General features: G+C 65.5%; 17 protein-coding genes. 10 read left to right on the forward strand and 7 right to left on the reverse strand.

Annotation, left to right across the window (positions count from 1 at the left end; genetic code table 11):
* Positions 1-11: 11 nt before the first annotated feature.
* Complete coding sequence (locus GTZ99_RS05640) at positions 12-290, reverse strand: hypothetical protein (protein WP_161717305.1); 279 nt, start codon at positions 288-290, stop codon at positions 12-14.
* Between the two features lie 272 nt (positions 291-562).
* Here GTZ99_RS05640 and GTZ99_RS05645 point away from each other — a divergent pair, with 272 nt between their 5' ends.
* The 7 genes from GTZ99_RS05645 to GTZ99_RS05675 all read left to right on the forward strand — a co-directional run bounded on the left by GTZ99_RS05645 (position 563) and on the right by GTZ99_RS05675 (position 8,415).
* Entirely contained in the window at positions 563-1,252 is a 690-nt protein-coding gene (locus GTZ99_RS05645; protein ID WP_227711120.1) for a FadR/GntR family transcriptional regulator, read from the forward strand.
* Between the two features lie 124 nt (positions 1,253-1,376).
* The gene (locus tag GTZ99_RS05650) at positions 1,377-2,708 is read left to right on the forward strand and encodes a DUF6351 family protein (RefSeq protein ID WP_161717307.1); all 1,332 of its coding nucleotides are present in this window, start codon (positions 1,377-1,379) and stop codon (positions 2,706-2,708) included.
* Positions 2,709-2,843: 135 nt separating this feature from the next.
* The gene (locus GTZ99_RS05655) at positions 2,844-3,959 is read left to right on the forward strand and encodes a CapA family protein (RefSeq protein ID WP_161717308.1); all 1,116 of its coding nucleotides are present in this window, start codon (positions 2,844-2,846) and stop codon (positions 3,957-3,959) included.
* Positions 3,956-4,984 (forward strand): hypothetical protein, encoded by a 1,029-nt coding sequence (locus tag GTZ99_RS05660; RefSeq protein WP_161717309.1) that lies wholly within the window; start codon positions 3,956-3,958, stop codon positions 4,982-4,984. Before GTZ99_RS05655 ends, GTZ99_RS05660 begins: the two co-directional genes overlap by 4 nt.
* Before the next feature lie 64 nt (positions 4,985-5,048).
* Positions 5,049-6,449 carry an aldehyde dehydrogenase gene (locus tag GTZ99_RS05665; RefSeq protein ID WP_161717310.1) on the forward strand — a complete coding sequence of 467 codons (1,401 nt, stop codon included), beginning with the start codon at positions 5,049-5,051 and terminating at the stop codon, positions 6,447-6,449.
* 11 nt (positions 6,450-6,460) lie between these two features.
* Entirely contained in the window at positions 6,461-7,042 is a 582-nt protein-coding gene (locus tag GTZ99_RS05670) for a DUF3237 domain-containing protein (protein WP_227711121.1), read from the forward strand.
* Positions 7,042-8,415 (forward strand): MmgE/PrpD family protein, encoded by a 1,374-nt coding sequence (locus GTZ99_RS05675; RefSeq protein ID WP_161717311.1) that lies wholly within the window; start codon positions 7,042-7,044, stop codon positions 8,413-8,415. The genes GTZ99_RS05670 and GTZ99_RS05675 overlap by 1 nt, the downstream gene beginning before the upstream one ends.
* A 14-nt stretch (positions 8,416-8,429) precedes the next feature.
* Here GTZ99_RS05675 and GTZ99_RS05680 read toward each other — a convergent pair whose 3' ends face one another.
* The 5 genes from GTZ99_RS05680 to GTZ99_RS05700 form a co-directional block, all read right to left on the reverse strand.
* Positions 8,430-9,206 (reverse strand): hypothetical protein, encoded by a 777-nt coding sequence (locus GTZ99_RS05680; RefSeq protein ID WP_227711122.1) that lies wholly within the window; start codon positions 9,204-9,206, stop codon positions 8,430-8,432.
* Positions 9,206-10,717, reverse strand: a complete 1,512-nt coding sequence (locus tag GTZ99_RS05685) for a hypothetical protein (RefSeq protein ID WP_227711123.1) — start codon at positions 10,715-10,717, stop codon at positions 9,206-9,208. The genes GTZ99_RS05680 and GTZ99_RS05685 overlap by 1 nt, the downstream gene beginning before the upstream one ends.
* A gap of 52 nt (positions 10,718-10,769) precedes the next feature.
* Entirely contained in the window at positions 10,770-12,950 is a 2,181-nt protein-coding gene (locus GTZ99_RS05690; protein WP_161717312.1) for a TonB-dependent receptor, read from the reverse strand.
* Positions 12,951-13,119: 169 nt separating this feature from the next.
* Complete coding sequence (locus GTZ99_RS05695; protein WP_161717313.1) at positions 13,120-14,349, reverse strand: MFS transporter; 1,230 nt, start codon at positions 14,347-14,349, stop codon at positions 13,120-13,122.
* Complete coding sequence (locus tag GTZ99_RS05700) at positions 14,346-15,662, reverse strand: MFS transporter (protein ID WP_161717314.1); 1,317 nt, start codon at positions 15,660-15,662, stop codon at positions 14,346-14,348. Before GTZ99_RS05700 ends, GTZ99_RS05695 begins: the two co-directional genes overlap by 4 nt.
* A 114-nt stretch (positions 15,663-15,776) precedes the next feature.
* Here GTZ99_RS05700 and GTZ99_RS05705 point away from each other — a divergent pair, with 114 nt between their 5' ends.
* Positions 15,777-16,958 (forward strand): cytochrome P450, encoded by a 1,182-nt coding sequence (locus GTZ99_RS05705; protein ID WP_161717315.1) that lies wholly within the window; start codon positions 15,777-15,779, stop codon positions 16,956-16,958.
* A gap of 67 nt (positions 16,959-17,025) precedes the next feature.
* Positions 17,026-18,027, forward strand: coding sequence for a LacI family DNA-binding transcriptional regulator (locus GTZ99_RS05710; protein WP_161717316.1), 1,002 nt, complete (start codon positions 17,026-17,028; stop codon positions 18,025-18,027).
* Between the two features lie 43 nt (positions 18,028-18,070).
* On the opposite strand, the gene GTZ99_RS05715 is transcribed toward GTZ99_RS05710, so the two are convergent.
* Complete coding sequence (locus GTZ99_RS05715; protein WP_161717317.1) at positions 18,071-19,267, reverse strand: cytochrome P450; 1,197 nt, start codon at positions 19,265-19,267, stop codon at positions 18,071-18,073.
* A gap of 141 nt (positions 19,268-19,408) precedes the next feature.
* Here GTZ99_RS05715 and GTZ99_RS05720 point away from each other — a divergent pair, with 141 nt between their 5' ends.
* On the forward strand, positions 19,409-20,329 hold the full coding sequence (locus tag GTZ99_RS05720) for a helix-turn-helix domain-containing protein (protein WP_161717318.1): 921 nt from the start codon (positions 19,409-19,411) through the stop codon (positions 20,327-20,329).
* Positions 20,330-20,338: the final 9 nt, after the last annotated feature.

Here is a 20,338-nt window from a genome sequence, read left to right on the forward strand (position 1 = left end):
CGTCGTGGCCCTCATGCAGCGTCGATGTCCGAATTTGTATATTGGTATATCAATATGTCAAAAAAAATCCGCCGCCAACGCCGCTGCTGCGCCGCAATATCGCTGACGCAAAAATACCCGGCGGTCGGGGAAATGGCGGTATAACAGGGCCTGTGGCGCCGTTCAGGATTGGCTTTCGCGCCCGATTTTGCACCTGCGTATTTCGGCGTATTGTCGCCTTTGTCGGGTTTTGTGTCACATAAATCAGTCAATTCGTACAGGGTAAGGGGTGGTGGCTGATTGTCAGCCAATGCGAATCGCGCCTCCGCCCAAAAACGCGTCCGGCTGGCCCTTGTTTCGCGGAGGGAACTGGCAAAACCCCGAAATATTGTTTGCCATGTTCGCCCGATTGTGAAGTGGGTTTTTCAATGCCGATTTGTTCTATTTTGCCATTTCTGAATTTAGGCAAATTGAATAATTGGGTTGAAAAAAATTAACCGTGACGTAAGAGTGCGCAAAATAATTGCAAACGAGGTCGCTAGTGGTTTCGGGTCAACTCCGTTCGACGGGTTCGGGCCTGCGCTTGCATCAATCTATCGCGCAGGACATCGGTACTCGCATTCTGCAAAAGCAACTGTTGCCCGGCCAATCGTTGGGCGGCGAAGTGGATGCTTCGGAGCGGATGGGCGTGTCGCGCACCGCCTATCGCGAGGCGATCCGCATCCTGATTGCCAAGGGCATGGTTGAGAGCAAGCCCAAGGCGGGCACCCATGTGTTGCCGCGCCGGTCGTGGAACCTGCTGGATCCGGACGTGCTGCGCTGGGCTTTTTCTGATGGGCCGGACCTGTCGCTGGTGGTGCATCTTTTCGAACTGCGCGCCGTGGTTGAGCCCGAGGCGGCGGCTTTGGCTGCTGAGCGACGCACCCCCGCGCATATCGAGGCCATGACGAACGCGCTGGAGGGCATGCGCAAATTTGGCTTGGCGCATGCGGCCGGGCAGGCTGCCGATCAGGAGTTCCATCTGGCGATTCTGGATGCGACGGGCAATGATCCGCTGTGCACGTTGGGGGTGTCAGTGGGGGCAGCGGTGCGGCTAACCACGGAATTCAAACAGAAATTAAGCGCCAATCCGCGCGATCCCATGCGTGAGCACGAAGCGGTGTATGACGCCATCGTCGCCGGCGATGTCGAGGCCGCGCGCGCCGCGATGCGCTATTTGCTGCGTCAGGCGCGGTTGGACACATCGCGCGACGCACCGCTGAACGTGCTGTAACTGGCCCGGCTCATCGTTGGATGTCAAAAGCGAATTGACAGGCGGGGCGCTTCCGCGTCATCCGTCTGCAAGCGCTTGCTGTGCGGATACGCGCGGCGGCAGGGCGAGAGCGGGAGAGCATCAGGTGAGCGGCAAGAACGGGCGCGCGCAGCGTCATATTGGTGGCATGGCGGCATGGGGGGCGGCGCTGGGCTTGGTGCTGACGCCGCTGGGAGGCTGGGCGCAACCGGCCTCGGCTCCGGCCGCGCGCGAAACGCTGCGGGCCAGCCTGTCTGATCCGGCCCAGTCGCAGGTGCGCTGGTCGGCGGTGGTGCCGGCAGGCTGGAACGGCACTTTGTTGCTGTGGAGCCGTGGCTATTCCCCCCGCATCGGCGATCCCGAAGTGATCCCGCCCCGCGCGCGTGAGGCTTTGCTGGCGCAGGGCTATGCGCTGGCGGCGTCCGACTATGGCGCGGGTGGTTGGGCTTTGGCGCAGGCGGTGCCCGCGCAACAGGCCACTATCCGCGCTTTTGCAGCGCAATATGGTGCGCCCAAACGGGTGATCGCCTGGGGCAATTCGATGGGCGGTCTGGTCACCACCGCGCTGGCCGAGGACAGGCGGAGCGGGATCGACGGCGCGATCGCCATGTGTCCGTCGATCGGCGGCGCGGTGGGGATGATGAACATGGTGCTGGACGGTGCCTTTGTTTTCAAAACCTTGGCCGCGCCGGACGCGGGGCTGCTGCTAACGGGGATCAGCGATGACCGCGCCAATGGCGCGCGGGCGCAGGCGGCGGTGGACGCCGCGATGCAGACGCCGCAGGGCCGGGCGCGGGTGGCGCTGGCCGGGGTTCTGGGCGGATTGCCGGGGTGGACGCGGGGCGATCGCCCGCAACCGGGGGCAACTGATTATGCTGCGCAAACTGACGAGATCGGGGCGGTGTTCACCGGCGCGCTGTTCCCGCCCCGCGCCGATCAGGAAGCGCGGGCGGGGGGCGTGTATTCATGGAACGAACGCATTGATTACGCGGCCCAATTGCGCCTGTCGGGGCGCTATGCCCATGTCGCGGCGATGTACCGGGCGGCAGGGCTTAACCTGCGGGCGGACTTGGCAAAATTGGCTTCGGCGCCGCGGGTCAAGGCTGATCGCGCGGCGGTGCGCTATATGATGGCGCATTATACGCCGACAGCGCGCCCGGTGGTGCCGATCCTGTCGTTGCAGGCGGTGGGGGACGGGTTGACCTCGCCTTCGTTGCAGCGGGCCTATGTCGATGCCGCCGGGCCGCGCATGGCGCAGGCTATGTGGTTGAAACAAGCGGGACATTGCGTTGCCACCGCCGACCAGATGGTGATGGCGCTGCGCCATCTGGAGGCGCGGATCACCATGGGGCGCTGGCCCGCAAGGCCTGCTGGCGCGGTGGCGCATACCCCGCCGCCGATGCTGCGCCCCTGTTTGCGCGGGCGGGTGTGTCGCTGATCTTACGCGCTTTGCAAGCCCTTGCAAAGCGCGTCCGGATTGTTGTACATGATAGCTAAATCACGCGCGTAACAGGCCATCAACGCCGCACGCGCCGTATGCCCGCCCGTGGGCGCGCATTTTCGGGGAGGAACCATGGCGCATATCTTTCTGGCAACCGGCGATCTGGCCCCGGACCGCGACAATTACGATGACAGCTATGTCGCGACGCGCGATGTGCTGCGCGCCGCCGACATCACCTTTGGTCAATTGGAAACCAGCTTTGCCCAAAGCGGCGTGCGCCTGCCGCAGGCGCGCCATGCTGTGCTGGCCCGGCCCGATGGCGCGGCGGCGCTGGGGCGGGCGGGGTTTGATGTCATCTCGATGGCGGGCAACCATTGCATGGATTGGGGCAGCAACGCCTTTTTCGAAACGCGGCAGAACCTGTTGGCCAATGGCATGGATGTCGTCGGCGCGGGCGCCAATATTGCGCAGGCGCGTCAGCCGGTTATCCGCACTTTGGGTGATGGGACGCGGGTGGCGGTGCTGGCCTATTCCAGCATTCTGCCGCATTCCTATTGGGCGGATGAGCGCCGCCCCGGCTGTGCCCCGATGCGCGCCCACACGATCTATGAACAGATCGAGCATGACCAGCCCGGCACGCCGCCCCGCACCCACACCTATCCCCATCGTGAGGATCTGGCCGCGATGGAGGCCGACATCCGCGCCGCCAAGGCACAGGCCGATGTGGTGATCGTCTCGCACCATTGGGGCATCCATTTCGTGCGCGCGGTGATTGCCGATTATCAGCGCGACGTGGCGCGGGCCGCGATTGCCGCCGGGGCCGACGCCATTCTGGGCGGCCACGCCCACATCCTGAAGGGGTGCGAGGTGATTGATGGCAAGCCGGTGTTCTATTCGCTGTGCAATTTCGCCACCGACCTGAAAATGGACGAGGCCCATGCCAAGTCCAAGAGTTTCAACGAAATCCGCGTTCTGGCCGAGGAGTGGGAGCCGGATTTCGAGGGGCTGTACAACTTCCCCAAGGCCGCGCGCCTGTCGATCATCGCCCGGCTGGAGATCGCGGGGGGCAAGCTGCTCCGCGCGGGATACCTGCCGGTCTATATCGGGCGGGATGCGGTGCCGCATATCGTCACCCCCGACAGTGCCGAATATGCGCAAGTGGTGGACTATATGACCGCCGTGACCCGCGAGGCGGGGCTGAACGCGCGCTATACCCCCGCTGCCGACATGGTGGAGATCAGCGCATGAGCGGCGCGTCCGCCGCGCGCTTGGCCCGGTTCCCGATGGAGGGCTGGGTGCTGGTCTATTTCCTGTCGTACCTGCCCAATGTGATGATCACGCGGGCCGTGACGGGGCTGGCCGATCCGGTGCTGGGGCGGCCGCTGACCGGGCTGGAAACGCTGCCTGCCTCGTTGATTGTCAACATGTTGCTGACCTATGGCTTTATCTGGCTGTCGGGCTGGCACCGGGACGCGCATGCGGTGATGGTGGGCCGCTGGCGCATCCCGTGCCCCACGCGCTGGACGCTGTTGTCGGGGCTGGGGACGGCGGCGATCCTGTTTACCGTGCCCTTGTCCCTGACGTTCAAGGGCGTGTCGATCCCGTTCATCCAACTGATCATGCGCGGCGACATCCTGATCATCGCGCCGCTGGTCGACATGGTGTTTGGCCGCCGCGTGCGCTGGTTCAGCTGGGTGGCGCTGGGCATGGTGGCGGTGGCGCTGGTGGTGACGCTGACCGACCGGGGCGGGCTGAAACTGCCGCCTTTGGCGATCTTTACGGTGGTGGTCTACACACTGGGCTATTTCACGCGGTTGGCGGTGATGACCCGCATTGGCAAGAATGGCGATGACGCCACGATGCGCCGCTATTTCGTCGAGGAAAAGATGATCGCGCTGCCCGCTTCGGTGGCGATGCTGGCGGCGGTGTCGGCCAGTGGGCTTGGCGGTCAGTCGGGCGAGCTGTCGGTCGGCTTTCTACAGGTGTGGAGCCTGCCCGCGATCTGGCCCTTGATCGGGATTGGCGCGACGCTGACGGTGATTTCGGTGGTGGCGATCATCATCCTGATGGACCCGCGCGAAAACGCCTATTGCGTGCCGCTGGAGCGCGCCGCCAGTCTGGTGGCGGGCGTGGGTGGCGCGATGTTGCTGGCGTGGATGTGGGGGATGAAGATGCCTCGGCCCGCCGAACTGACGGGTGCGGCGATCCTGATTGCGGCGATCGTGCTGTTGTCGGTTGCGCCGCGTCTGGGTGGCCGCTTGCGCCGCGCGTGAATTGCGAATATTGCTATCAGTGATAGCGAAAACTTGTTCTGGGATGCATCTGGAGGCTCTGACCATGGAATTTACCCGTTTGAACCCGCTGACCGGCGAGGTGGCTTCCAGCGCCACCGCGATGCAGGCCGGTGACATGGCCGCAATTGCCGCGCGTGCCGCCGCCGCACAGCCCGCATGGGGCGGCATGGGGCCGAACGCCCGCCGCGCCGTGCTGAACAAGGCCGCCGATGCTCTGGCCGCGAAAAAGGATGATTTCGTCGCCGCGATGATGGGCGAAATCGGCGCGACCGCCGGTTGGGCGATGTTCAACCTGATGCTGGCCGTGGGCATGGTGCGTGAGGCCGCTTCGCTGACGACGCAGATCGCGGGCGAAGTGATCCCGTCCGACAAGCCGGGCTGTCTGGCCATGGCGCTCAAGGAACCGGTGGGCGTCATTCTGGGCATCGCGCCGTGGAACGCGCCGATCATTCTGGGCGTGCGCGCGATTGCCGTGCCGCTGGCCTGTGGCAATGCCGTGATCCTGAAGGCGTCGGAACAGTGCCCGCGCACCCACGCCCTGATCATCGAGGCCTTTGCCGAAGCAGGCTTCCCCGAAGGTGTGGTGAATGTCGTCACCAATGCGCCGCAGGACGCCGCCGATGTGGTGGGCGCGCTGATCGACGCGCCGCAGGTCAAGCGCATCAATTTCACCGGCAGCACCGCCGTTGGCCGCATCATCGCCAAGCGCGCCGCCGAGCATCTCAAGCCCTGCCTGCTGGAGCTGGGCGGCAAGGCGCCGATGGTGATCTGCGCCGATGCCGATCTGGACGAGGCGGTCAAGGCCGCGGCCTTTGGCGCCTATATGAACCAGGGCCAGATCTGCATGTCGACCGAGCGGATCATCGTGGTCGAGGCGGTGGCCGATGCCTTTGCCGCCAAGTTCGCCGAGAAGGTCAAGACGCTGGCCGCGGGCGATCCGCGTCAGGGCAACACGCCGCTGGGCGGGGTGGTGGACGCCAAGACGGTGGCGCATTGCCTGTCGCTGGTTGACGATGCCGTGGCCAAGGGCGCGGTGCTGTTGACCGGGGGCGAAACCAGCCTGAACGTTGTCATGCCCGCCCATCTGGTGGACAAGGTGACGCCCGACATGAAGCTGTTCCGCGACGAAAGCTTTGGCCCGGTGGTCGGCATCATCCGCGCCCGTGACGAGGCGCATGCGATCGAGCTGGCCAATGACACCGAATATGGCCTGTCGGCGGCGGTCTTTACCACCGACATCGCCAAGGGCCTGACCATGGCCAAGCAGATCAAGAGCGGCATCTGCCACGTCAATGGTCCCACCGTCCATGACGAGGCCCAAATGCCGTTTGGCGGCGTGGGCGCATCGGGCTATGGCCGTTTTGGTGGCCGTCAGGGCATTGACAGCTTTACCGAAACCCGCTGGATCACGGTGGAAACCCAGCCGGGCCATTTCCCGATCTGATGAAAGGGCTGATGATGCGTCGTTTTCTGACTGTCGTGGCGGTGGGGCTGTGCCTCGCCGCCCAGCCTGTTCTGGCGGCAACGCCTGCGCCTTCGCCCGCCCCGGTGTCGGCAGCTGTGCCGCTATTGCCCAATGCTCCTCCGCCCACGCTCGAATATGCCTTTTCCGTGCAGGCCACGCTGGCCCCGCCGGTTGAGGCGGGCAATCTGGACGGTGGCCGCCGCCGCTTCATTCAGGTGACGGGCGGCGCGGCCTATGGGCCTATGTTGTCTGGCACGGTGCTGGGCGGCGGGGGCGATTGGCAGACGATCCGCCCCGGTGGGCTGACCGATGTCGAGGCGCATTACTTTATCAAGGCCGCCGATGGCACGGTGATCGAGGTGACCAATGTCGGTGTGCGCGTCGCCAGCGCCGAAGTCACCGACAAGATCGCCCGTGGCGAGGCGGTGGACCCGTCCGCCTATTACTTCCGCACGACAACGCGGTTTGGCGTGGTGGACGGGCCGCTGGGCTGGATGCGGCGGGCGGTGTTTGTCGCGCGCGGCATTCGCAAGCCGGATTCGGTGGTGATCGACTTTTACGTTGTGCGCTGATGCGCGGCGTTTCTGATGTGGTGGCGGCGCATGTCGCCGCCACCCGCTTTGCCGATCTGCCGCCGGGTGCGGTGGCGGCGGCGCGGCATGTGTTGCTGGACGCGTTGGGCGTGATGCTGGGCGCCAGCGGGATGAGCGCGGAAAGCGCAGCCTTTGTCCGGGTGGCCGTGGGTAACGGGCCGGGGCCTTGCGCGGTGCTGGGCACGGGGCTGCGCGCCGCCGCACCGATGGCGGCGCTGGCCAATGGCGGCTTTGCCCATGCGCTGGATTACGAGGACGCCTTTGACCGGGCGCCGGGCCATCCCAATGCTTCGCTGGTGCCTGCGCTGATCGCGCTGGCGCAGGCAGAGGGTGCGGCCGGGCGACCGGTCGACGGGCGGCGGTTCCTGACGGCGCTGGCGGTGGGCGGGGATCTGTCGTGCCGCATGGGACTGGCCTTGCGCCGCCAGATGGAGGCGGGCGGATGGTATCCGCCGCCCATTCTGGCGGGCATGGGTGCGGCCGCTGGGGCGGCGGCCTTGTTGGGTCTGGACGCGGGGGCAGTGCGTGACGCGCTATCGCTGATGATGTGCCAGAATGTCATTCCCGGAGAGATCAAATACAGCCAGGGCACCGTCATCCGCGCCGTGCGCGAAGGGTTTCCGGCGCAGGCGGCGGTGCTCTCGGCGCAATTGGCGCGCGAGGGGGTGGCCGGGTTCGAACAGCCGATCGAGGGGCGCAGCGGTTTTTACGCGGTGTTTGCGGGCGGTCAGTTTGACGCGGACGACCTGACCGGCGATCTGGGCGCGCGCTACTGGATTGACGAACTGACGTACAAGCGCTGGCCATCCTGCCGGGGGACGCATCCGTTTATCGAAATGGCGCTGGCCCTGCGTGGCCAGATCGGCGCGGCGGCGGTCACGGCGGTTGCGGTGGGGATTGATGATGTCCAGACCATGCTGACCGAGCCTTTGCCGCGCAAACAGGCGCCCGCCACCGCGATCGATGCCAAGTTCTCGATCCCCTTTACCACCGCACTGGCGCTGGTGCGGGGCCGTGTGGGGCTGGATGACTTTGGGCCGGACAGTCTGGCCGATCCCGATGTGCTGGCCATGGCGGCGCGTGTCACGCCGGTGCAGGCCACAGGCGCGGGCTGGCAGCGCGGGTCGGGCGGGCGATTGGTGTTTAACCTGTCGGACGGCCGCGTGCTGACCGCCGAACAGGCCGATGCCGCGGGCAGCCCGGAGCGTCCGTTGGGGCAGGCGGCGCTGGTGGCCAAATTCATCGATTGTGCGGGCCGCGCGGCGGTGCCGGTGGGCGATCCGGCGGCGCTGGCCGGGGCAATCCTGAACTTGCAGGATTGCGCGGATGTGGGGGCGTTGCTGGCGGTGTAACCCACCGCCAGCCCTTACAATACCGCGCGGATTTCCACCCGGCGTTGCGCTTGCCCCGGAATGCCATCGGCCTCGGCATCGCTGGTGCCGGTGGTGGAGGGATCGGCGCGGGTTTCAATCGCAATCCCCGGCAACAGGCGCGCCATGGTGGTGGCGACCGTTTGCGCCCGTTGCAGCGCCAGATCGGCCGGTTCAGCCATCACCCGGCCCGACACGGTTTCGGGCGCGCTGGCGGCAAATCCGGTGATGATCAGCTTCTTTGGTTTGGCCGAGAGCATCCAGTAATAGGCCTGCTGGATCAACCAGTCGCTGTATTGATAGACGAGGAAGTCGTTGCCGAATTCGAAATAGACGGTGAAGCTGCGGTCCACGAACGGCCCGGCAAAGCTGGGCGCGGGCACGCTGGTCGGCTGTGGATTGCGGCGCGGCAGGACGAAACGGCGGCCCGGATAGCCTTCTGCCGGCAGGATGTGGCGCGTGCAGGGGATGTCGTACAAGCGGCTGGTGCGCACCGCGTCCAGCACCGGCGCCCCGCAGGGCGTTTCGGGCTGCGCGGTGGTCCGCCCCTCGACCAAGACAGCATAGTTCCAGTCCGGCTTGTGCGGGCTGAGCGAGACGTCATAGCGGATGCCGGTGGCCGGGTCCTCGGCCAGCCAGCAGCCCGACTTCTTGCCGCTGTCGGCGTCGCGGTACACCGGGCAGGTGATGAACCGCAGCAGCGATCCGGTATCGGCCGCCGCCGCCGACAAAGGCGCGGCCAAAGCCGCAAGGGTCAGGACAGAACGCAGCATCACAGCACACTCATCAGATTGACCAGATCCTGCTTTTCCTGCTCGGTATAACCGATGCTATAGCGGCGGTCGTAATAGTCGACGATGCCGCGCAGGTCACGGGCCAGGCCGTTCGAGAAAAAGGGCGCGCGGGCCGACAGCCCCCGCATCGATTGCAGCGTGATCTTGCCCACGTCCGCGCATTTGCCGCTGGTCATCGCAAAGCCGGGGTCCATCGTATAGATGACGCGGCCGTAATGCGGATGCGGGCGGCCTCGGCAGGTGATGCGGAACAGCGGCAGATCGGGCATGCTGTCGGCAAAGGGCATGGTGGTGGTGCCAAGGTCCACCTGACCCGGTGCCACATCATTGCCCATCTGGCTCATGTTGTGACAGAACACGCAGGAATTGCGCACCGGATTGCCAAAGCCGATGCGCGAGTTGATCCCGGCGCTGTCGGTGATCAGGAACATCTTTTCCCGGAACACCCGCGCGCCACGCGCCACCGACTTGCGGAATTCCAATTGCTTGGGGGTCAGCGTCGCGGCCTGTTCGGGGCTCAGCTTTTCCCATGCGGCAAATTCGCTCCACACCGGCGTGCCGATCGCGCCCAGCGCGCCCGGCGCCGAGACGCGCAGGTGGTTGGGGCCGCCGTTCGCGCCCATGCTGCTCAGGTCATTGCCATGGGCATCGGTCTGTTGCGCGGTGAACACGCGCATTTCGAAATCGGTGATCTGGCGCACTTGGGCATCGGTCAGGGGCTTGCCAGCCTGCAAATGGCCGTGGGCGGCGTCCTGCATCTGGATGCGCAGCGTGCCCGCGCGGTTGTCGGCCATGATATTGCCCGACATCATCCGCCCGTCTTCTGGCGACAGGGGCAGGGCGAAACCCTGTTTGGGGTCAAACACAAAGCCAACCGCCAACAGATATTTCATATTGGCCACCGGACGCGGGCGGCGATAGACCGAGATGTTCCCCGCCTTTGGCCCATAGCCGGGCGCGCTGTTGCAGCCGTTGGGATCGCGCACCACCTCAATATCGAAATCGGGGGTGACGGGGCGGCCGTTCCACGCGGTCATCGGCCAAGGCAGTTGCACGCGGAACAATCCGCGTTCCAGCAACAGCGAATGGGACGCGCGCTGATCCTGCGGCAGGATCGGGCAGTTGGAGCCATCGATCGCGGCAAACAGCGGGTCATGGCCGTTGCTGGCGGTCCAGCGCTGTTGCGCGGTGGCGGCCGACAGGCTCATCGCGTCGGCGGGCTGATGGCAGGTGACGCAGGCGCGGCCATTGGCGCCCAATGGTTCAAAAAAGGCGTGGCCACGGGTTTTGACCGCGCCGCCCTCGACCTGGACGCGCAGGGTGCCTTGGGCGTTGGGATAGTCCTGGCTGGCGGCAAAGGTCTTGCCACTGCCGGGATACCACCATGTGTCGGGCGCGCCGCCCTGTGCGGCGATCGCGCCTGCGCCCATCGCCAATGCGCCCAAGGCGGGCGCAACCATCGCCGCCATGCGAAAACCAGAGACCGACATGCGTTCCTGCCTGTATGCCCCGCCGCCATGGTGGCGACGGGGCGAGCTGTCGTTACTTGCCAAAGGTGAACTTGACGCGGGCGCCATAGGTGCGCGGCGCGCCATAGATGATGCCGCCATCGGCCGTCGAGCTGCCCTGCAGCTGCGAGGCGATGTAGACCTTGTTCGTCAGGTTCTGGACAAAGGCTTCCAGCTGGATGCGCTTGCCCAGATCAAAGGTGACGCGCGCGTCGATCAGGTCGCGCCCCGGCACAAAGGTGTTGGTGTAGGGGAAGGGCGTCGACCACTGGCTCGAGGTGTGGCTCCACTGGACGCGCGGGGTGATGTCCAGGCTGCCGGCGGTGAAGGTGTATTGCAACCCTGCGTTCAGCGTCAGCTCGGGGCTGAAGGGCAGGGCGCGGCCCTGCGGCACAAAGCGCAGGTTGGTGGCGCAGCCCACGTCCGTGCCCGGCGCGTTGGTGTCCGAAATGCACGCCGAGTTCGAGAACTTTGCATCCAGATAACCCACGCCGATGTTGAAGCCCAGAGCGCCGAACTGGCCGGTCACTTCCAGTTCGCCACCCTTGGAATGGCCGCCCAGCGCGTTCTGCGTGGTGGGCAGGCCGCCAACCTGGCTGGACAGCTGCATGTCCTTGTACACCGAATAGAACAAGTCGCCGTTGACGCGCAGGTGGCGGTCCAGCAGCTCGGTCTTGAAGCCGACTTCATACACGAAATTGCGTTCCGGCGTGAAGTTGGGCGTGCCCGGCGTCAGGTTCACACCGCCCGCCTTGTAGCCCTTGGACGCGGTGGCATAGATCAGCGAGCGGCCCAGGTGATAGTTCAGGCCCAGCTTGCCGGTCAGCTGGTTGGTCTGGATGTCGCTGACATAGGGCGTGGCCAGCACGGTGGTCACGGCATAGCGGGTGTATTCCTGCTTGTCCCAGCTGTAGCGGCCGCCCACGATCACTTCGAGCGCCGGGGTCAGGTAATAGTTCACCTGGCCAAACAGCGAATAGGTGGTGTTCTTGGCCGTCGTGGTGATGTTCGAGGTGGCGCTGACGTAATCGACCACGTGGAAGTTGTCGCGCAGCAGCTCGACCGGAATCGTCTCGTTCATCATGAAGCCGCCAAAGACCCACTGCAACGGGCCCTTCTTGGTCGACAGGATGTTGAATTCGTTGATCAGCGTGCGGAATTCGGTGCTGCTGGTCGACACGCGGCCGGTGTTGGCGGTGACCGGGCGGGGCAGGGCGGTGTCCGAACGGTCGCCGTCAACCTGATCGACGGTAAACCCATCCTGCCACGAGACCAGATAGCGGGCCTGCACCGCCTCGCTCAGGTCATAGCGCGCGTCCAGACCCAGACGATAGCCGTACTGGTTCATGTACGAACGGGCGTCTTCCTCGATCTCGAACGGGTTGGTCGAGACGGTGTCATTGCGGCGCTTGATCGCGATGCCATCGCTGCGCGAATTGAAATATTCGGCGTTGACCTGCACGTTCAGGCGGCTGTCGCTGCTGCGCATGGCCATCGTCAGGCGCACCGAGTCCATCAGCATGTTGCCCGGCTGCACCACCGCCTTGGAGCTGATGTTGCGGGTATAGCTGTCACGCTCGTCATGGACATAGGCCAGACGCACCGCGACCGAATCCCCGCCGTAATTGGCCGTCAGCACCGTGCGGAAACGGTTGTAATTGCCACCAGTCGTGTCCAGCGAGCCGTTCACCGCGTTATATTCCGGCTTGGGCGTGCGGACATAGATCGCGCCGCCGGTCGAGTTCTGACCGGTCAGCGTGCCCTGCGGGCCGCGAAGCACTTCGATCGAGCCGATGTCATAGAAGGACATGCCGATGAACTGTTCGTGCGGGATAAGCACGCCGTCGATGTAATAGGCCACGCCCGGGTTCGAGGTAGGGGCCGACTGTGCGATGCCGATGCCGCGGATGTTGACAAAAGTCGAGCGGTTGACCGTGTTGATCGCGATCGAGGGGGCCACCTGCTGGATGTCGGACAGGTTGCTCACGCCCTTCTTTTGCAGGTCGGCGCCGGTCAGCACGGTGGCCGAAATTGGCACCTGCTGCAGGTTCTGGGCGCGGCGCTCGGCCGTCACCACGATTTCGCCCAGCGCGCCGGCGGCAGGGGCCGGGGCGGGCGCTTCGGTCTGGGCCAGAGCGGGCGTTGAAACAGTGGCCAGCAGCACAGCGGCGGCCGACAGCGAGCGACGCGCGGTGGCGCGGGAAATCCGGGTCATGGTGTCCTCCTCCCATCCTCATGGGGTACATTAGCTTGGCCGATGCCTTATGAAAGCCCTTGCATCGTGTCAATGTGGGCGATGACTTCGTATGTTTGTAATCAGCGATATCAATTCGGAATTGATCGGGGTGTGGCCAAATTTCCACACCTGATGCGCGGATGTGGCATTATGCGCGCGGCGTGAGGCCCCGCGCCGGGGTGGCCAGACGCCAGCGCAGCCCCGCCGCCGTTGCCGAAACCGCCGCCGCCAGCACCAGCGCCAGCGCCAGTCGCAGCGGGGTCATCGGGCTGACAAAGCCCAGCGCCATGGTGCATAGCGCGCTGGCCAGCATCTGGAACGCCCCTGCCAGACTGGCGGCGGTCCCGGCCAATCCTTCTTCGGCAAAAACGATGATCGCCATGGCCGAAGGCCCGGCCAGCCCTGCGCCCACGCCCACCAGCAGCATCGGCGCGACCAGTGCCACCGGCCCGTGCCATCCGGCCAGCTCCACCGCCAGTTCAATCCCCGCGCCAGCCAGCACCAGCGCCGTTCCCGCCAGCAGCCCACAGCCGCGCTTTTGCACCGGGCGCACCAGCCTTGTGCCAAAGATGCTGACCGCCGCAATGGCCAGCAAACACAGGCCCGTGTCGCGTTCCGTCAGGCCCATGTCGCGCACCAGCAGAAACACCGCATTGGCCAGAAACATGTACAAAACACTGGTCGCGCCCGCCATCGCCAGCGCCGTCAGCGCCAGTTGCCGGTTGCGCGCCACGCGCCGCGCGTCTTGCCACAGCGAGCGTTGCTCCACCCTGCCCACAGGTGTCGCGCCGGTCGGCAGCCGGCGCAGCACCACCGTTGCAGCGATCACACCGCCTGCCGCCAGCACCAGCGGGATAGAGCGCCACCCCGGCCCTTGCGCCAGAAAACCGCCCAGCACCGGCGCCAGCGCGGGCGAGATCAGGATTACCATCATCAGCGTGGCCTGACGTTCGGCCGCGCGTTCCTTGCCAAAAATGTCGCCCACCAGCACGCGTGAGGTGACCACACCGGCCGCGCCGCCGCTGGCCTGAATGGCGCGGCCGATCAGCAATACCCACAGTACCGGCGCGGCGGCACAGATCAGCGCGCCCAGCACGTACAGGGCAATGCCCGCGATCAGCACGGGCCGCCGCCCCAGCCGGTCGGCCGCCGGGCCAGCCACCAATTGCCCACCGCCCAGCGCGATCATGTAGATGCTGACCGCCAATTGCGCCGCCCCAACCGACACCGCAAACTGACCTGCCATGGCGGGCAAAGCGGGCACCAGCATATGGATCGCCATCGACCCCAGTGCGGCAATCACCGCCAGCCCGATCAGGATGCCGGTGCCGGGCGCCTTGCCGGGTGCTGTTGTGGGGGCGGTTGCGGGGCCATTCATGCCGGGTTCTGCGCCCGCGCCATCTGTGCCCGCGCCACCAGACACAGCGCCCCACAAGTCACCGCAATGCCCAGCAGCAACAGCGTGGGCGGCAGGAACGAGCCGGTCGATTGCTTCAGGCTGCCCATCAGCGCGGGCACAGTGGCGCCCGCCAGACTGCCCGCCATGTTCACCACCACGATGCCCATCGCCAGACTGCCCGGCGCCAGCATCCGCGTGGGGATGGCCCAGAACGCGGCCACGGTGCAGCCGGTGCAGGCGCCGCCCAAAATCAGGCAGATCAGCCCCAGCGGCCCCGCGCCCAACAGCCACGCGCACAGCAACAGCACGCCGCCCAGCGTGGCGGGGATGGCCACATGCAGGAACCGCTCGCCGGTTTTATCGGAATGGCGCGCGTTCAGGATCAGGCCGATGCCGCTGGCCACATTGGGCAGGGCGACAATCAACCCGATGGCCGTGGCCGACAGCCCGCCCAACCCTTTGACCACCTGCGGCAGCCAAAAGGTGATGCCGTAATTGCTGGCCAGAATGCAGTACCAGATCCCGGCGCAGGTCCAGCCCACCGGGCTGCGCAACACGGCCCAGCGCTCGCCGGTGTCGGGCGCGGCCTTTTTCGCGCCGCGCACATTGGCGGCCATCCACGCGCGTTCCTCGTCATTCAGCCATGCCGCGTCGCGCGGCGTATCGGGGAACCACAGATAGGCGAACACCGCCAGAAACAGCGCCGGGGTGGCCTCTGCCAGGAACATGAACCGCCAGCTTTCCATGCCAAAGGGGGCATGCATGTCCAAGAGCCAGCCCGACAGTGGCGCGCCAAAGATCTGTGCCAGCGAGATCGAGGCGATCGGCACCGCCAGCACCGTCGCGCGATAACGTTCCGGCGCCCAGAGCGAGAGGTAGAGCATCAACCCAGAGGATAACCCGCCTTCGGCAAAACCGATCGCGATGCGCAGGGCATAGAGCTGCCATTCGTTCTGTACGCAAGCCATCAGCCCCGAACAGATCCCCCACGCCAGCGACACCAGCGTCAGCCAGCGCCGCAGCGCCAGGGCTTCGTACAGCAGGACCGAGGGGTATTTGGCCAGCATGTAGCCGATGAACAGCACGCTGGCGCCGATGCCATATTGCGTGGGCGAGAGGCCCAGCGCCTTGTTCATGTGCAGTGCGGCAAAGGCGACGTTGGTGCGGTCGATCGCGCCGATCAGGATATACAGCGCGCAGGGGATCACCAGACGGAGGATGACCTTGGTCCCGATGGCCTGCTCGATCGGGCTGGCAGGCGCCAAGGGGGGCGCGGAAACTGGGCTGGACATGACTTCTCCCGGTATTTGGCGGTCGCGCGCAGGCGTGTGTCTGTGTTTGCACGTTGATACAATAACGCATGATAGCGCTTGCATCGTCACGCGTCGATACTTATGCAGGCCGTCATGAGCAAGCATCCAGAAGATTTCAACCCCGAAGCTCCCGAAACCTTTGACAGCCCGCATGTCGAATATGCGCGGCTGCGGCGGGAATGTCCGGTGGCCCATACGCAAGGGTTGGGCGGCTTTTGGGCGCTGACCAAGTATGAGGACGTCAAGACGGCGGCCTCGGACTATCGCCGGTTCAGCACGTCGGTGCAGAATGTGGTGCCCAAGGTGGCGTTTACCGGCCGCCGTCCCCCGCTGCATCTGGATCCGCCCGAACACACCCCCTATCGCAAGGCGCTGAACCCTCTGTTGGGCAAGGACCGCGCCGACGCATTGGAGGAGAAGGCCCGCCAGTACACTCGTGAGGCGCTGGCCCCGCTGGTGGCCAAGGGCGGTGGCGACATCTGCATGGAATTCTCCAGCTTCCTGCCGGTGCGGGTGTTTGGCGAATGGATGAACATGCCGCCCGAATGGCTGGAAACGCTGCATGAGGCGGGCCGGGCCTTTGTCCTGTCGGTCCACATGAACGACCCCGAGACGATGAAGTCGACCAGCATGCGGCTGTATGACATGGCCAAGGCCCTGATCGCCGAGCGTCGCGAGCGGCCGATGGACCCGGCGATCGACCCGACCTGCGCCCTGCTGGAGGCGCGGCACGAGGGGCAGGCGCTGCCCGACGAGCTGGTGGTGGGCAGCGTGCGCCAGATCCTGGTGGTGGGCATTGTCGCGCCGATGGTGATGGTGGGCAATATCTGCGTCCACCTGTCGCGCGACCGCGCTTTGCAGGACCAGTTGCGCGCCGATCCCTCGCTGATCCCGGCCGCGATCGAGGAATTCCTGCGCCTGTACACGCCCTATCGCGGCTTCGCCCGAACCACGACCGAGGATGTGGAATTTCAGGGCCGCACCATCCCGCAAGGTGATCCCATCGCGTTGCTGTATTGTTCCGCCAACCGGGACGAGGATGTGTTCGCCAACCCCGACGAGTTCATCCTGAACCGCCCGAACATTGCCGAGCATCTGGCCTTTGGCCGGGGGCCGCACAATTGTCCGGGGCTGCACATTGGCCGCATGGAGCTGCGCCTGTGTCTGGAGGAACTGCTGGCCGTGACGCCCAACGGGTTCGCGGTCACGGGCGAAGTGACGATGAGCCGCTGGCCCGAAGTGGGCGCGCTGTCGGTGCCGCTGACCTTCCTGTAATGCCCATGCGTCCCCTTTGTGCGCAAGCGATTGCGCGCAAGGGGGCACAGGCGCTAGGCTGCGCGGCATGAGTGATCAGCCCAACCGCAATCCGACGCTGGACGATGTGGCCGTTCTGGCCGGCGTGTCGACCGCCACCGTCAGCCGTTTCCTGAACAATCCCAAGGTGGTGGCCGCCGCCACCGCCGAACGCATTCAGGCCGCCGTGGCCCAGACCGGCTATATCCCCAACCTGTTGGCGGGCGGGCTGGCCAGTTCGAAATCGCGGATGGTGGCGGTGCTGATCCCGCATCTGACCGATTCGATCTTCAACGACACCATTCAGGCCATGGCCGAGGAGCTGGCCAATTCAGGCACCACGGTGATGATGGGGCTGACCGGCATCACGCCCGAACGCACCGATGAGCTGATACAGGCCGCCATCGGGAGGCGGGTGGATGCGATCATCTCGACCGCGCCACTTTCGTCCCGCACGGCCGAACTGGTCAAACGCTTTCCGGGGTTGTTCATCCAGATCTGGGAATTGCCCGAGGATCCGCCGGGCATCGCGGTGGGCTTTTCGCATCGGGACGCGGGGCGCGATGTGGCGCGGTTTCTGCAATCGCGCGGCTATCGGCGGCCTTTGCTGGTGACGGCGCAGGGGACGCGCGCGGGGATGCGCCGCGATGGCTTTGTCGAGGAATGGCAGGCGCTGGGCGGCGGCGATGTGCAGGAAACCATGGTCGACATCCCCAGCCGCTTTGGCCATGGCCGCCGCATCTTTGCCGAGATGCGCCGGTTGGACGAACAGCCCGATGTGGTGGTGTGCGGGTCGGACTATCTGGCACAGGGCGTGATTGTCGAGGCGCAGGCGGCAGGGCTACGCGTGCCGGACCAGTTGGCGGTGGTGGGCTTTGGCAATTCCAGCATCGCGGGTGATATGCGCCCAACGATCACCACGGTGGACATTGATGGCGCCCGTATCGCGCGCGAAGCCATCGCCGCCATCCGCCGCCATGCCGAAGGGCAGCCGCCGCGGGAACGCTCGGTGGATGTGGGGTTTCGCCTGATCGCGCGGGAAAGCGCGTAAGAGGGCTGGCGGCGAGATTGTTTCCCGCCGCCAGTGAGCCTGTTCAGCCGCGCCGCAGGCGCAGCACCGTCGGGCTGCGGAAGTTGGACGAAGGCACCCAGTTGAGCGTTTCATCCACGCGGGTGAATTCGGGAACGGCCCGCAGGAATTCCTCGAACACCACCTGACAGGCCACCCGCGCCAGCATCGAGCCAAGGCACGAGTGCACGCCCCCGCCAAAGCCCAGATGGCGCTTTGGCCGCCGCGTGATGTCGTAAACGTCCGCGTTGGGGAAGATCGTCTCGTCGCGGTTGGCGCTGCCATAGGCCAGGATCACCGGATCACCCGCCTTCAGCTGTTGGCCGTGCAGTTCCATGTCCTCGACCACGGTGCGCTTGAACCGCTGGGCCGAGGTGTTGAAGCGCAAGCTCTCCTCGATCGCGTCGGGCAGCAGGCTGAAGTCAGCGGTGATCGCGCGGCGCGCATCGGCAAAATCGGCCATGTTCAGCGCGAACATCCCCATAAAGCCCGAGAGCGATTCAATGCCCGCCATGATCAGCGTCGTGACGGTCAGCTGCACCTCGCGGTCCAGCAGCTTTTCACCGTCGATTTCCGCCGTGATGAAGTTCGACAGCAGGTCATCGCCCGGGTTCGCCTTGCGCTCCTGCACGAGGCGTTCGGCGTAATCGGCCATCCAGCGGAACGCGGCCAGATGCTTTTCGGTCTTTTGCCGAGTGACCGGGTCGGTCTGGACCATCAGCACGGCATTGTCGCGCACCTCGTCGGCGTTGTCCTTGGGCATGTTGAACAGGTAGAACAACAGGTCCACCGTCACCTTTGACCCAAAGTCATTGACGAAATCAAAGACATCCTTGCCTTCCAGCGCGGCCAGATGGGCACGGGCCGAGGCGCGGGCAGGCTCGATCACATGGTCCAGCGCCCGCTTGGTCATGGCCGACTGGATCAGCGCGCGCAGGCGGTCGTGGCGTGGCGGATCGCTGCTGCCCAGCGTGGCACCGGCGCGGCCGGGGAATTCGTCGACCAGATTGCCCTTGGCCGAGGAATAGAGCTTCCAGTTTTGCAGCGCGAACAGCACGTCATCATAGCGCGAAAGCACCCACATCCCGGCTTCTTCGGACCAGAAGCAGGGGTATTCCTCGCGCAGCACCTTGTACGCGGGGAAGGGATCGGCATCGATCTGCGGCGAATAGGGGTCGAAGCGGAAAGTTCGCTCCAATGTGGAAGCGTCAGTCTCTGGCATGATGCCGATCCTCTCGATTTCACGGGGGTTGTGGCCTGTTGGCCTGTTGTGCGCTGATGATGGGGGTTATGCCGTTTCGGATCGATCCCCTTTCCGTGCATTGACTTGTATTTTTCGATCAATCTGCGCAGACTGCGCGCCATGACCCGCCGCCGCAAACCCTCCGCCGAGATTGACCGCTATGCCCTGTATGGTGAGGGGAATGGCGCGATTCCCGCCGAATTCGTCCATCTGGAATCGATCTCGTCGCGGTCCAGCCAGTATGAATGGTCGATCGCGCCGCATGCGCATCCTGGTATCTTTCAATTGCTTGTGCTGGAGGCGGGGAAGGGCGAACTGATCACCGACGGGGCCAGTCTGCGCCTGTTGCCGATGGCGGTGGTGGCGGTGCCCTCGGGCGCGGTGCACGCCTTCCGCTTTGACCCTTCGGCCGAGGGGTGGGTGCTCTCGCTGGCCGATGCCTTGCTGCATGATCCGCGTCTGGCGCCCTTTGTCGCGCAGGTGGCGCTGGCCGGGGGTAAGGTGCGGTATGGGCAGGTCGCCGCCGAAGGGGCCGCGGCGGCGCGGCTGGCGTGGTTGCTGAACGATCTGGCGCGCGGGCTGGATGAGGGGCGGGCAGGCGCCTTGGCGCATCCGCTGATGGCCGAACTGGCGCTGGTGCTGACGCTGGCCGATGGGCTGGTGGAACAATCGCCGGCGCCTGGGCCACGTAGCGGGGCCGATGATCTGGTGGCGCGGTTTCGCCGTCTGGTGGATCAGCATTTCCGCGAGGGCTGGGCGGTGGAGCGCTATGTCGCGGCGCTGGTCACGACGCAGCCGACGCTGACCCGCGCGTGCCGCAAGGTGCTGGACAAGCCGCCGGGCGAGGTGGTGCTGGACCGCATCCTGCTGGAGGCGATGCGATCATTGACCTATACGGCGGCGGGCGTCAGCCAGATCGCGGCGTCATTGGGTTTTGCCGATGCGGCCTATTTCGCCCGCTTTTTCAAGGGGCGCACCGGCATGACCGCCAGCGCGTTTCGTGACAGCCGCGCATGGCTGGACGGGGAGGGTGAGGGCTGAACCGCGCCT

The sequence above is a fragment of the Novosphingobium ovatum genome (genome assembly GCF_009909235.1).
GTDB lineage: Bacteria > Pseudomonadota > Alphaproteobacteria > Sphingomonadales > Sphingomonadaceae > Novosphingobium > Novosphingobium ovatum.

What these genes read in the sequence shown, in the direction of transcription:
- GTZ99_RS05655 (WP_161717308.1), top strand. Translation starts at nt 2,844, where the DNA reads ATGGCGCATATCTTTCTGGCAACCGGCGATCTGGCCCCGGACCGCGAC.
- GTZ99_RS05660 (WP_161717309.1), top strand. Translation starts at nt 3,956, where the DNA reads ATGAGCGGCGCGTCCGCCGCGCGCTTGGCCCGGTTCCCGATGGAGGGC.
- GTZ99_RS05665 (WP_161717310.1), top strand. Translation starts at nt 5,049, where the DNA reads ATGGAATTTACCCGTTTGAACCCGCTGACCGGCGAGGTGGCTTCCAGC.
- GTZ99_RS05670 (WP_227711121.1), top strand. Translation starts at nt 6,461, where the DNA reads ATGATGCGTCGTTTTCTGACTGTCGTGGCGGTGGGGCTGTGCCTCGCC.
- GTZ99_RS05675 (WP_161717311.1), top strand. Translation starts at nt 7,042, where the DNA reads ATGCGCGGCGTTTCTGATGTGGTGGCGGCGCATGTCGCCGCCACCCGC.
- GTZ99_RS05680 (WP_227711122.1), bottom strand. Translation starts at nt 9,206, where the DNA reads ATGCTGCGTTCTGTCCTGACCCTTGCGGCTTTGGCCGCGCCTTTGTCG.
- GTZ99_RS05685 (WP_227711123.1), bottom strand. Translation starts at nt 10,717, where the DNA reads ATGTCGGTCTCTGGTTTTCGCATGGCGGCGATGGTTGCGCCCGCCTTG.
- GTZ99_RS05690 (WP_161717312.1), bottom strand. Translation starts at nt 12,950, where the DNA reads ATGACCCGGATTTCCCGCGCCACCGCGCGTCGCTCGCTGTCGGCCGCC.
- GTZ99_RS05695 (WP_161717313.1), bottom strand. Translation starts at nt 14,349, where the DNA reads ATGAATGGCCCCGCAACCGCCCCCACAACAGCACCCGGCAAGGCGCCC.
- GTZ99_RS05700 (WP_161717314.1), bottom strand. Translation starts at nt 15,662, where the DNA reads ATGTCCAGCCCAGTTTCCGCGCCCCCCTTGGCGCCTGCCAGCCCGATC.
- GTZ99_RS05705 (WP_161717315.1), top strand. Translation starts at nt 15,777, where the DNA reads ATGAGCAAGCATCCAGAAGATTTCAACCCCGAAGCTCCCGAAACCTTT.
- GTZ99_RS05710 (WP_161717316.1), top strand. Translation starts at nt 17,026, where the DNA reads ATGAGTGATCAGCCCAACCGCAATCCGACGCTGGACGATGTGGCCGTT.
- GTZ99_RS05715 (WP_161717317.1), bottom strand. Translation starts at nt 19,267, where the DNA reads ATGCCAGAGACTGACGCTTCCACATTGGAGCGAACTTTCCGCTTCGAC.
- GTZ99_RS05720 (WP_161717318.1), top strand. Translation starts at nt 19,409, where the DNA reads ATGACCCGCCGCCGCAAACCCTCCGCCGAGATTGACCGCTATGCCCTG.